Raw genomic sequence first — 202 nt, forward strand, 5'->3', positions numbered from 1 at the left:
CCTATCTCGAAGGAGCTTAAGGTTTCCGGAACGATCTACGATGGAATAAGGTAATGTCGCGAAACAGGAGCGTCCGACATCACTAACGGCAAAATCTGCAACCAACGGTAGAAACAGCAGAAAGTTTCTTACATGGAGACGCCGACAGGCTATTTTCTGCAATTCGATCCAAATGACAATGGCGAGTACAGAAGTTCTCCGA

At 46.5% G+C, this 202-nt stretch carries 1 protein-coding gene; it reads right to left on the reverse strand.

What is annotated here, in order from left to right; genetic code table 11:
- Positions 1–202: hypothetical protein (locus AMS66_RS33315; RefSeq protein ID WP_236703048.1), on the reverse strand; the 202-nt coding region annotated here is incomplete at both ends.

The organism is Paenibacillus xylanivorans (assembly GCF_001280595.1).
Taxonomy (GTDB): Bacteria; Bacillota; Bacilli; order Paenibacillales; family Paenibacillaceae; genus Paenibacillus; species Paenibacillus xylanivorans.